Origin of the sequence: Acidovorax sp. (assembly GCF_022763525.1) — a bacterium.
Taxonomy (GTDB): Bacteria; Pseudomonadota; Gammaproteobacteria; order Burkholderiales; family Burkholderiaceae_C; genus Acidovorax.
On record NZ_JALEGG010000078.1, the window covers coordinates 1 to 10,766 of the forward strand.

Below are 10,766 nucleotides of genomic sequence, written 5' to 3' on the forward strand. Positions count from 1 at the left end.
CCGGCGGGCGCCGGCGCGGGGTAGCGGGCCGGATGCATCGCCGCGGCCAGGGCCGCCTTCTTTTGCGCCAGCGCGGCGCGGCGCACTGCGCGGGGCGAGGCCACGGGAGACGGGGTGCCGTCGCTGGTGCGGTGGGACTCAGCGGAGGCCGTCTCGCTGGCGGTAGCCGGCCCTTCCGCAATGGCCGAGGCGGCACGGGCAGCCCGTGCCAGGGCGGCCTGCAGCGCGGTGGGTGGCGACGGCGGGCGCTGCCGGGCCGGGGCGGTCGGGGCCGCAGGCCGGGGCGGTTTCACACCAGCCCCTTTTCGGCCATCGACAGCGCCTGGCCCGGGGCGACGATGACATGGTCGAGCACGCGCACGTCCACCAGGGCCAGGGTGGTTCGCAGGGTCTGGGTCAGGGCTTCATCCGCGCGGCTGGGCTGCACACTGCCGCTGGGGTGGTTGTGCGCCAGCACCACGGCGGCGGCCTGGTGGTGCAGCGCGCGCAGCACCACCTCGCGCGGGTAGACGCTGGTCTGCGTGAGCGTGCCGCGGAACATCTCTTCCATGGCGAGCAAGCGGTTTTGGCTGTCCAGGAACAGCACGGCGAACACCTCATGCCCCTTGGCAGCCAGGTGCAGCTGCAGGTAGTGCTTGACGGTGTCGGCCGAATCGAACACCTCGCGCTCGCGCAGCTGCTGGGCCAACGCCCTGCGCGCGAGTTCCAGCACGGCCACCAGTTCCGCGCGCTTGGCGGGGCCCAGGCCCTTGATGCGTTCGAGGTCGGCCGCGCTCGCGTGCAGCAGCCCGGCAATGCCGCCAAAGCCGCCAGTGACGCGGCCGGTGGCTTCGTCCAGGCGGGGCGGGTCGAGCAGCTCCTGCGCCATTTGCAGCACGCCCTTGCCCACGATGCCGGTGCGCAGGAGGATGGCCAGCAGCTCGGCATCGGCCAGGGCGGCGGGGCCGCGGGCCAGCAGTTTCTCGCGGGGCTGGGCGTCGGCGGGCAGGTCTTTGATGGCCATGGGATGAAGAGCTGGGGCGTGCCAGCGGCAGGGACGGCGGTGGCCGCGGTAGGGGTTTGCCCGGTTTTCTACAATCGCAGGAGTTTATCGAGACCGTCATGACCACTACTGCCCCCGCTTTGCCCACTGTCCAGCCAGGCTCCTTCCTCACCTTGCACTACCGCCTGGCAGGCCCTGCGGGCGATGTGATCAACACGTTTGCCGACAAGCCCGCCACGCTGTCCCTGGGCACCGGCGAACTCTCGCCCGCCATGGAGCAGCGCCTGCTGGGCCTGGCCGAAGGCACTCGCACCACTTTCGAGCTGGCCGCGGGCGAAGCTTTTGGCGAACGCAATGCCGACATGCAGCAATGGGTGGCGCGCAAGCTGCTGAACGAGCTGGGCGACCCCGACGAAAAGTACAACGTGGGCGATGTGGTGCAGTTCCCCACGCCGGACGGGCAGGGCAGCTACGCGGGCGCCGTGATGCAGGTGCGGGATGACGGCGCGGTGCTGTTCGACTTCAATCATCCGCTGGCGGGCCAGCCCGTGACGTTTGAAGTGCAACTGATCGGGATCCTGTGATGCAGGCCCCGCAGGAAATCCTGCTGGCCGAGCCACGCGGCTTCTGCGCGGGCGTGGACCGCGCCATCGAGATCGTCGAGCGCGCCATCCAGAAGTTTGGCGCCCCCATCTACGTGCGCCATGAAATCGTGCACAACACCTATGTGGTGAACGACCTCAAGGCCAAGGGCGCGATCTTCATCGAAGAGCTGTCGGACGTGCCCCCGGGCGCCACGCTGGTCTTCAGCGCCCACGGTGTGAGCAAGGCGGTGCAGCAGGAGGCCGAGGCGCGCGGCTTCAGCATTTTTGACGCCACCTGCCCGCTGGTGACCAAGGTGCATGTCGAGGTCGCCAAGCTGGCCAAAGAGGGCTACGAATTCATCATGATCGGCCACAAGGGCCACCCCGAGGTCGAGGGCACCATGGGCCAGCTGGACCACGGCATCCACCTGGTGGAAGACGTGGCAGACGTGGCCCGCGTGCAGCCCGCGCAGACGGAGAAGCTGGCCGTGGTCACGCAGACCACCCTGAGCGTGGACGACGCGGCCGAAATCTCTGCCGCCGTGCGGGCGCGGTTTCCGAACGTGCGCGAGCCCAAGCAGCAGGACATCTGCTACGCCACGCAGAACCGGCAGGACGCCGTCAAAGTGCTGAGCCCGCAGGTAGACGTGGTGATTGTGGTGGGCAGCCCCACCAGTTCCAACAGCAACCGCCTGCGCGAGCTGGCCGCCAAGCTGGGCACCACCGCCTACATGGTGGACAGCGCGGACGAGCTCCGGGGCGAGTGGTTTGACGGCACCGCGCGGGTGGGCCTCACGGCCGGGGCCTCGGCGCCGGAGATTCTGGTGCAGCAGGTCATCGACCGCATCAAGGCGCTGGGCGCCGTATCGGTGCGCACCATGGCGGGCATCGAGGAGACCATCAAGTTTCCGCTGCCCAAGGGGCTCAAGATCGATGCCGCCACGGGGCTGGAGATTCGTGAGCGCACGCCAGAGACGGGGCCGTCTGCGCACTGACGGCGGCTTGCGGGGCCACCGGTGAGAGTGCCAGGGCGCCAACAGGCGCCCTTTTCTTTTGCTCCTGAATTGATAGCTGTTTGCGCTTATTCATACGGCGCTGGCGGCTATTTTCCTCTTGGTTTTTTATTACAACGGCACCGCAGGCCCGCTCCACAGGTCCAGCGGCGGGTCGGCCGCCACCGCCCGCAGGATGTCGGTGCGTGAGATGAAACCCGCCATCACGCCCGCCTCGTCCGTCACCGGCAAGCCCGGCAGGCCGGTTTCCAGCAGCACGGCGGCCACGCGGCGCAGCTCGGTGTCGGGTGAAACGGTGGGCACGGGGCTGATCATCACCTCCGAGACCGGACGGCGGGCCAGGTCGATGGCCTGTTTGACGGCGCCAGGCTCGGGCAGCAAGTCCAGGGGTGCCATGTCGGCCCGCAGCAGCAGGCCGATCACCCGGCCCAGGGGGTCCACCACGGGAGCTTGCGCTACCTTGTGCTCTGCCAGGGCCTGCCAGGCGTCGTTCACCCGCACGGCCGGCGCCACGCTCACGCCGCCGGTGGTCATCACGTCGCTCACCTTGGTCAGCGGCTGGCGGGTGGCCGGGGTGCCTTGCTCGGTTTGCGCGTAGGCGCTCACGGCATCGTGCATGCGCAGGTTGACGATGGCTGCGGGTGCGGCGTCGTGGGGCACCGGGGGGCGAGGCGCAGCCGCAAAAGCGGTCACTGGCTGACCGTCCTGTGCGTCCATGGCGCGCGTGCGCAGGGCTTGCGGGCGCTGCACGCTGCGCACGGCGGAAATGCGCGCGAGGTTTTCGGGCCCCCCCCGGTACATCTGGCCCGACGGGCCGAACACAAAGAACATGGTTTCCTCCTGCGCGCAGGCCCGCCAGACGCGTTGCGGTGGGGCCTGCTCTGCCCATGTTATCGGCAGTTGTGCGGCGCGCATGCAGTCAGCGTTGTGTCTGCATGTTGCGGCAGCCTCTACACTGCCCCTTCTTTTGTGACACCACCTGCCTCCCGGAGCCCCGCATGATCGATCGCGCCGCCATCGCCGCCGCCCGCCGCCAACTCGCCACCCAGCCTGATTTCCTGCGCACCACGCCCCTGATGCGCGTGTCGGGCCGATCCTTGGGCGTGGACTGCGGCGAGGTCTGGCTCAAGCTGGAGCACCTGCAGGTGGGTGGCAGCTTCAAGGCGCGGGGCATGCTGTACCGGTTGCTCGCCAACCCGGTGCCGGACAGCGGCGTGATCATTGCGTCCGGTGGCAACGCGGGCATCGCCCTGGCCGCAGCCGCCCAGGCATTGGGTGTGCGCTGCGAGGTGTTTGTGCCCGAAGTCTCGCCCGAAGCCAAGCGTGCGCGCCTGCGCTCGCTGGGTGCCGAGGTGGTCGTGACCGGCGCTGCCTATTCGCAAGCCTTCGAGGCCTGCGTGGCCCGCCAGAAGACCACCGGCGCGCTGCAGGCCCACGCCTATGACCAGCCCGAAGTGGTGGCCGGCGCCGGCACCCTCGCTGCCGAGATGGAAGAGCAGGGCGGCCGCCTGCCCGACACGGTGCTGGTCAGCGTGGGCGGCGGCGGCCTCATCGGCGGCGTGGCCGCCTGGGTGGAAAGCCGTGCGCACGTAGTGGCCCTGGAGCCCGAGCGCGCACCCACGCTGCACGCAGCCCGCGCGGCGGGCCAGCCCGTGGATGTGGAGGTCGGTGGCATCGCGGCGGATTCGCTGGGCGCACGCCGCATCGGTGCGATTGGCTGGGAGGTCAGCCAGCGCCACGTGCACGATGCGCTGCTGCTGCCCGATGATGCCATCCGCGCCGCCCAGCTGTGGCTGTGGAAGGAACTGAAACTGGCCGTGGAACCTGCCGCCGCGCTGGGCTTGGCTGCGCTGCAGACGGGTGTGTATCGCCCCCAGCCGCAAGAAACGGTGGCTCTGATCCTTTGCGGTGCCAATTTCGACCCTGCAGGCCTTGCCTGAGCGAGCCCGACCACCCCTTTAAAATCCAGCAATGCTTGACATCCTCCTCCTCCGCAAAGACCTCGACACCGCCATCGCGCGGCTGGAAACCCGCAAAAAGCCCCAGGCTTTCCTGGACGTCTCCGCTTTCCAGGCGCTGGAGTCCGAGCGCAAGACGCTGCAGACCCGCACCGAAGAGCTGCAGGCCCAGCGCAACCAGCTGTCCAAGCAGGTCGGCATGCTGATGAGCCGGGGCGATAAGGAAGGCGCCGAAGCGGTCAAGGCCCAGGTGGCCGCAGGCAAGGTGGAGCTGGAACAATCCGCCGCCCGCCTGGAGCAGATCCAGTCCGAGCTGCTGGCCATGCTGGTGGCCGTGCCCAACCTGCCGCACGAAAGCGTGCCCGTGGGCAGCGACGAATCTGGCAATGTCGAAGTGCGCCGCTGGGGCACGCCTGCCCAGTTCGATTTCGAAGTGAAGGACCATGTGGATGTGGGCACACCGCTGGGCCTGGACTTCGACATGGGCGTCAAGCTTTCGGGCTCGCGCTTCACCGTGATGAAGGGCTCCATCGCCCGCCTGCACCGCGCGCTCAGCCAGTTCATGCTGGACGTGCAGACCCAGGAGCATGGCTACACCGAGTGCTACGTGCCCTACGCCGTGAACGCCGACTCGCTCAAGGGCACGGGCCAGCTGCCCAAGTTCGAGGGTGACCTCTTCGCCGCTAAGAAGGGCGGCCAGGACGGCGAGCCCGTGCCGGACAACGCGGCCCTGTACCTCATCCCCACCAGCGAAGTGCCACTGACCAACTTTGTGCGCGACGTGGTGGTGGCCGAGTCTGACCTGCCTATCAAACTCACGGCCCACACGCCGTGCTTCCGCTCCGAAGCCGGCAGCTATGGCCGCGATACGCGCGGCATGATCCGCCAGCACCAGTTCGACAAGGTCGAGATGGTGCAGATCGTGCACCCCGACAAGAGCTACGACGCGCTGGAAGAAATGACGCGCCACGCCGAAGCCGTGCTGCAAAAGCTCGGACTGCCGTACCGCGTGATGAGCCTGTGCACGGGCGACATGGGCTTCGGCGCCGCCAAGACCTACGACCTGGAAGTGTGGCTGCCCGCGCAGAACACCTACCGCGAGATCAGCTCGGTGAGCAATTGCGAGGCCTTCCAGGCGCGACGCCTGCAGGCCCGCTTCAAGAACGCCCAAGGCAAGAACGAACTGCTGCACACGCTGAATGGCTCGGGCCTGGCCGTGGGCCGCACGCTGGTGGCGGTGCTGGAAAACTATCAGCGTGCAGACGGAACCGTCGAGGTTCCGGCCGTTCTCCGTCCCTACATGGGCGGAGTGTCGGAGCTTGCTCCGACCTGAGCGGATAGTTTCAGTGTAGGCTCACTTTCGCAACGCGAAAGTTAAGCGAAGCGTGCCGGAACTACAACCATCAGCGTGCGGATGGAACCGTCGAGGTTCCGGCCGTTCTCCGCCCCTACATGGGCGGAGTGTCGGAGCTGAGTCCCGCGGCCTGATCCGCCACGTGTTGCGTCTGGATCGGTATTGACCAGGCGCACCCGGCAGGGCCTGCCCACGCAAATCCAATGCGTGGGCAGACCCTGGTGCTTTTGCGGCCCCGCAATGTCAGGGGCCGGCCGATTCGGGACAATGGAGCCATGACGTCTCCCGAACCTCTTCTCGGCATCGCCTCCCCCGGCGCTCCCATCCGCCTCACGCAATACAGCCACGGCGCGGGATGTGGCTGCAAGATCAGCCCCAAGGTGCTCGACGTGATCCTGGCGGGCAGCGGCGCCCAGAACCTGGACCCGCGCCTGTGGGTGGGCAATGCCTCGCGCGACGACGCGGCCGTGTACGCACTGGACGACGAACGCGGCGTGGTCTCGACCACCGACTTCTTCATGCCCATCGTGGACGATCCGTTCGACTTCGGGCGCATCGCCGCCACCAACGCCATCAGCGACATCTACGCCATGGGAGCCGACCCGCTGATGGCGATTGCCATCCTGGGCTGGCCCGTCAATCTGCTGCCGCCGGAGGTGGCGCGCGAGGTGGTGCGCGGCGGGCGGGCGGCATGCGATGCGGCCGGGATTCCACTCGCGGGAGGACATTCCATCGATGCGCCTGAACCGATCTTCGGCCTGGCCGTGACGGGCGTGGTGCAGCGGCGCCACATGAAGCGCAACGACACGGCGACGGAAGGCTGCCGGCTCTACCTCACCAAGCCGCTCGGAATCGGCATCTTCACCACGGCCGAGAAAAAGTCCAAGCTCCAGCCCCAGGACGTGGGCCGCGCGCGCGACCTGATGTGCACCCTCAACCAGCCTGGTAGCCACTTTGGCAAGCTGGAGGGCGTGCGTGCCATGACCGATGTCACAGGCTTTGGCCTGCTGGGCCACCTGGTCGAGATGGCTGATGGCAGCGGGCTGACCGCAATCATCGACTACGCCGCGGTGCCACGCCTGAGCGGTGTGGAGCACTACCTGGCCGAAGGCTGCGTGCCTGGCGGCACCCAGCGCAACTTCGACAGCTATGGCGCCAGGATCGCGCCGCTGGGCGAATCGCAAAAGCAGCTGCTGTGCGACCCGCAGACCAGCGGGGGTTTGCTGGTGGCCGTGTCGCCCGAAGGCGAGCAAGCGTTCCTGGCGGCGGCGCAAGGCTGCGGACTCCAGCTGGAGCCGATTGGCCGCTTGACAGCGCGCCAGCCCTTTGCCGTGGTGGTGAACTGACGTGGAGACAATCGCCGACTTCCGGCGCATCTTTCTGAACGACGTGCCAATGATGGACGTGCGAGCGCCCGTGGAGTTTGCGCAGGGCGCATTTCCCGGCGTGGTCAATCTGCCGCTGATGAATGACAGCGAGCGTCAGCAGGTAGGCACCTGCTATAAGCAGCGGGGCCAGCAGGCGGCCATTGCGCTGGGGCACGCACTGGTGTCCGGCGACACCAAGCGCAGTCGCATCGCGGCATGGGCGGCGTTCGCCAAGGCCCATCCCCAGGGCGCGCTGTACTGCTTTCGGGGCGGCTTGCGCTCCCAGATCACCCAGCAGTGGCTGCAGGCCGAGGCGGGGATTGCCTACCCGCGCGTGCAAGGGGGTTACAAGGCCATGCGCAGCTTTCTGCTGCAGACCACGCAGGTTGCAGCGCGGGAGTGCCGTTTTGTCGTGCTCGGCGGGCTCACCGGCAGTGGCAAGACCGAGTTGATTGCGCAACTGGCGAACGGGCTGGACCTGGAGCGGCATGCGAACCACCGGGGTTCCAGCTTTGGCCAGCGTGTGAGCGCCCAGCCCGCGCAGATTGATTTCGAGAACCGGCTGGCCATCGACATTCTCAAGAAGCGCGCAGCAGGGCAGCAGCTGTTTATCGTCGAGGATGAGGGGCGCCATGTGGGACGCTGCGCCGTGCCGCTGGAGCTGAGGCTGTGCCTGGAGCAGGCGCCGATGGTTCATGTCGAGGAGCCCTTTGAAGCCAGGGTCGAGCGCATCCTGCGGGACTACGTGGTGGCGCAGTGCGCCGATTTTTGCGCTGTGCAGGGCGAGGTGCAGGGGGTGGAAGCGTTCTCCGCCCGTTTGCTGGAAAGCCTGGACAAACTGCACAAGCGCCTGGGGGGAGACCGGCACCTGATGCTGCGCGGGACGATGCTCCATGCCCTGGCCCGGCAGAAGGCGCACGGCGATGTGGAGCAGCACCGCGACTGGATCGCGGCGCTGCTGCAGTATTACTACGACCCCATGTACGCCTACCAGCGCGAGAGCCGCGTTGGGCGTACTGCGTTTCAAGGGAGCTTCGACCAGGTGCTGGCTCACCTGCGCGAAGGCGCCGGGCTCTCAAGCTGCCAGTCCTAGTACAGGCGGCGCCGAAAAATCCACCTCCGCCTGCACCAGGCGCTGCATGGCCGGGATCAATGCCCGTGCATCGCCCCGGCGCCACTGGAAGCTGTACTGCAGCGGCGCGAGCGGTGTGCGCGCTCCCAGGGGCCGCAAGCCCAGCGGTCCCACCCATCCCGAGGGCAGAAATCCCACGCCTACTTCCGCACGCAGCATGCCTGCCACGGCCCCCAGGCTGTTGCACAGGATGTGCTCGCGGGCGGTAACCCCCTGGGCCAGCAACCAGTCGTCCAGCAGGCGTGTGGTGCCCGCGCCGGGCGGCAGCGTGACCAGTGGGTACCGTTGCAGCAGCGCTTTGATGCCCAGGCGGTTGGCGCCCGGCAGGCTGGGGGACACCGCCCATGCGAAGCGCGCGGCGCCGACAGGCTGCGACAGCAGCGTGCTGCGCGACGAGCGTCCTGCGATCACGGCGAAGTCCAGTTCGCCGTCGTCCAGGCGACGCTCCAGTACCCCGCCCACATCCACGCTGGGTTCCAGGGCCAGGCGCGGGTGCGTGCGCCGCACGGCCGACACAAAGGTGGGCAGCCAGGTGAGCGCGGAGAGGTCGCCCACGCCAAAGCGGCAATGGCCCGCCAGTTCCTCGCGGGTGTTCAGCGCGTGGCCCAGCATCGCCATGGCGTTGAGTACGTCCAGTGCGGCTGGCAGCAGGCGCTCACCCGCCTCGGTGAGCACGGCACGGTGCCCGCTGCGGTCGAACAGCGGCTGGCCCAGAGTGGATTCCAGCTCCGTAATGCGTTTGGACAGCGACGAGACCGACAGGTACACCCGCTCTGCTGCCGTGGCGAAGTTGGCGCAGGTGGCCGCCCACCAGAAGGCTTCCAGCTGTTTGACGGAGGGGTGGGGCACGGGAGAAATGGTTGCAAGAAAGAGAACAAAATCATTCTAAATATTCCGCTTTCATTCACCGAACTAGAAATCTACATTGGTGCTGATTCATCCTCGCAACGAGCACGAGCCATGCCCATCACCACCACTGCCACGCCATCCATCCCTTCGCCGCGCCCGCCTGCCGTATTGCGGCGCATGCTGTCGCTGCACGACTTCGAGGAGGCCGCGCGCAGGCGCCTGCCCCGGCCCATCTTCGGGTACATCGCCGGCGCGGCAGAGGACAACGCCTCGCTGCGCGACAACCGCGCGGCTTTTGGGGATTTCGCCTTCGTGACGCGGGTCCTGCGCGACGTATCGCAACGGTCGCAATCCGTGGAGCTGTTTGGCGAAAGCTACAGCAGCCCGTTCGGCATCGCGCCCATGGGCATCAATGCGCTGTCCACCTACCGGGGCGATCTTGTGCTGGCGCGTGCGGCGCGGCACATGGGTATCGCATCCGTGATGAGCGGCACTTCGCTGGTTCCAATGGAGGAGGTGGCCCGCGAAAGCCCGGGCACCTGGTTCCAGGCTTATCTGCCCGGCGATCAGGCACGCATCGACGCGCTCATCGACCGCGTGGAGCGTGCGGGCTTTCGCACCCTCGTCGTCACGGTAGACATCCCCATTTCCGCCAACCGCGAGAACAACATCCGCACGGGTTTCTCCACCCCTTTGCGCCCCAGCCTGCGCCTTGCCTGGGATGGCTTCGTGCGGCCGCGCTGGATGGTGAGTACCTTCGTGCGCACGCTGCTGCGCCATGGCATGCCGCATTTTGAGAATTCGTTTGCCACACGCGGCGCGCCCATCGTTTCGTCCACGGTCCTGCGCGACTTCTCGGCGCGCGACCATCTGAGCTGGCGCCACATCGAAGCCATTCGCCGCCGCTGGAAGGGACCCTTGGTGGTGAAGGGCCTGCTCAGCGTGGAGGACGCGCTGCAGGCGCAGCGTGCCGGGGCCGACGGCGTGGTGCTGTCCAACCACGGAGGGCGCCAGCTCGACGGCGCCGTATCGCCCATGCGCGTGCTGGAAGACGTGGTCGCGGCCGTGGGCCCGGGTTACCCGGTGCTGGTGGACGGGGGCTTTCGGCGCGGCTCCGACGTTCTCAAAGCCATCGCGCTGGGCGCGCGCCTGGTTCTGGTGGGCCGCCCGTTCAACTACGCAGCCGCCGTGGCCGGTGAGGCGGGGGTGCTTCACGCGATCACCCTGTTGCGCGAGGAGGTCGATCGCAACCTCGCCATGCTTGGCGCCACCAGTTGCAGCGAACTGGGGCCTCAGCACCTCGTGCGCCAGAGAAGCTGAGGGCAGACGGCCGCGGTCGGCGCGGGAGACGCCCTACCCGTTCAAGACAGCCCCAAAGAAAAAGCCCTGTGCTATCGATGAAATAGCATCAGGGCTTTGTCAGTGGCGGAGAGGGTGGGATTCGAACCCACGGTAGTGTTGCCACTACGCCTGATTTCGAGTCAGGTACATTCGACCACTCTGCCACCTCTCCTGTGTGTCGAAGCC

At 67.6% G+C, this 10,766-nt stretch carries 10 protein-coding genes, 1 tRNA gene and 1 pseudogene; 7 read left to right on the top strand and 5 right to left on the bottom strand.

Translation table 11 applies throughout. The annotated features are described in order from the left end of the window. Window positions 1–293, bottom strand: a pseudogene (locus MRY84_RS05720) (DUF2242 domain-containing protein); the annotation flags it as partial. Then, window positions 290–1,003 carry a DNA repair protein RadC gene (gene radC / locus MRY84_RS05725; RefSeq protein ID WP_291504782.1) on the bottom strand — a complete coding sequence of 238 codons (714 nt, stop codon included), beginning with the start codon at window positions 1,001–1,003 and terminating at the stop codon, window positions 290–292. The gene radC and the pseudogene MRY84_RS05720, both read right to left, overlap by 4 nt. 98 nt (window positions 1,004–1,101) lie before the next feature. Here radC and MRY84_RS05730 point away from each other — a divergent pair, with 98 nt between their 5' ends. After that, window positions 1,102–1,566 carry an FKBP-type peptidyl-prolyl cis-trans isomerase gene (locus tag MRY84_RS05730; RefSeq protein WP_291504783.1) on the top strand — a complete coding sequence of 155 codons (465 nt, stop codon included), beginning with the start codon at window positions 1,102–1,104 and terminating at the stop codon, window positions 1,564–1,566. Next, window positions 1,566–2,561, top strand: a complete 996-nt coding sequence (gene ispH / locus MRY84_RS05735) for a 4-hydroxy-3-methylbut-2-enyl diphosphate reductase (protein ID WP_291504784.1) — start codon at window positions 1,566–1,568, stop codon at window positions 2,559–2,561. The genes MRY84_RS05730 and ispH overlap by 1 nt, the downstream gene beginning before the upstream one ends. Window positions 2,562–2,690: 129 nt before the next feature. Here the strand turns inward: ispH and MRY84_RS05740 are convergent, their stop codons facing one another. Beyond that, a complete protein-coding gene (locus tag MRY84_RS05740) occupies window positions 2,691–3,410 on the bottom strand; it encodes a CBS domain-containing protein (RefSeq protein WP_291504785.1) in 720 nt (239 codons plus the stop codon). Window positions 3,411–3,577: 167 nt separating this feature from the next. On the opposite strand from MRY84_RS05740, the gene MRY84_RS05745 reads away from it, so the two are divergent. The 4 genes from MRY84_RS05745 (at window position 3,578) to mnmH (ending at window position 8,351) form a co-directional block, all read left to right on the top strand. Then, window positions 3,578–4,519 carry a threonine/serine dehydratase gene (locus MRY84_RS05745; RefSeq protein WP_291504786.1) on the top strand — a complete coding sequence of 314 codons (942 nt, stop codon included), beginning with the start codon at window positions 3,578–3,580 and terminating at the stop codon, window positions 4,517–4,519. Window positions 4,520–4,550: 31 nt separating this feature from the next. Further along, window positions 4,551–5,870 (top strand): serine--tRNA ligase, encoded by a 1,320-nt coding sequence (gene serS, locus MRY84_RS05750; RefSeq protein WP_291504787.1) that lies wholly within the window; start codon window positions 4,551–4,553, stop codon window positions 5,868–5,870. A 296-nt stretch (window positions 5,871–6,166) separates the two neighbouring features. After that, window positions 6,167–7,237, top strand: a complete 1,071-nt coding sequence (selD, locus tag MRY84_RS05755; RefSeq protein WP_291504788.1) for a selenide, water dikinase SelD — start codon at window positions 6,167–6,169, stop codon at window positions 7,235–7,237. Window position 7,238: 1 nt separating this feature from the next. Then, window positions 7,239–8,351 (top strand): tRNA 2-selenouridine(34) synthase MnmH, encoded by a 1,113-nt coding sequence (mnmH, locus tag MRY84_RS05760; protein ID WP_291504789.1) that lies wholly within the window; start codon window positions 7,239–7,241, stop codon window positions 8,349–8,351. On the opposite strand, the gene MRY84_RS05765 is transcribed toward mnmH, so the two are convergent. Beyond that, window positions 8,334–9,239: a LysR family transcriptional regulator gene (locus MRY84_RS05765; RefSeq protein ID WP_291504790.1), complete on the bottom strand. Its 906-nt coding sequence runs from the start codon at window positions 9,237–9,239 to the stop codon at window positions 8,334–8,336. The two genes, mnmH and MRY84_RS05765, sit on opposite strands and share 18 nt — an antisense overlap. Before the next feature lie 111 nt (window positions 9,240–9,350). On the opposite strand from MRY84_RS05765, the gene MRY84_RS05770 reads away from it, so the two are divergent. Then, window positions 9,351–10,559, top strand: a complete 1,209-nt coding sequence (locus tag MRY84_RS05770) for an alpha-hydroxy acid oxidase (protein ID WP_291504791.1) — start codon at window positions 9,351–9,353, stop codon at window positions 10,557–10,559. A 103-nt stretch (window positions 10,560–10,662) separates the two neighbouring features. On the opposite strand, the gene MRY84_RS05775 is transcribed toward MRY84_RS05770, so the two are convergent. Continuing rightward, window positions 10,663–10,752: transfer RNA gene (locus MRY84_RS05775), tRNA-Ser, on the bottom strand. Window positions 10,753–10,766: the final 14 nt, after the last annotated feature.

Excerpts from the sequence above, each read along its gene's own strand:
- serS (WP_291504787.1), top strand. The coding sequence starts at position 4,551 with ATGCTTGACATCCTCCTCCTCCGCAAAGACCTCGACACCGCCATCGCG.
- MRY84_RS05730 (WP_291504783.1), top strand. The coding sequence starts at position 1,102 with ATGACCACTACTGCCCCCGCTTTGCCCACTGTCCAGCCAGGCTCCTTC.
- radC (WP_291504782.1), bottom strand. The coding sequence starts at position 1,003 with ATGGCCATCAAAGACCTGCCCGCCGACGCCCAGCCCCGCGAGAAACTG.
- MRY84_RS05770 (WP_291504791.1), top strand. The coding sequence starts at position 9,351 with ATGCCCATCACCACCACTGCCACGCCATCCATCCCTTCGCCGCGCCCG.
- ispH (WP_291504784.1), top strand. The coding sequence starts at position 1,566 with ATGCAGGCCCCGCAGGAAATCCTGCTGGCCGAGCCACGCGGCTTCTGC.
- MRY84_RS05745 (WP_291504786.1), top strand. The coding sequence starts at position 3,578 with ATGATCGATCGCGCCGCCATCGCCGCCGCCCGCCGCCAACTCGCCACC.
- selD (WP_291504788.1), top strand. The coding sequence starts at position 6,167 with ATGACGTCTCCCGAACCTCTTCTCGGCATCGCCTCCCCCGGCGCTCCC.
- MRY84_RS05740 (WP_291504785.1), bottom strand. The coding sequence starts at position 3,410 with ATGTTCTTTGTGTTCGGCCCGTCGGGCCAGATGTACCGGGGGGGGCCC.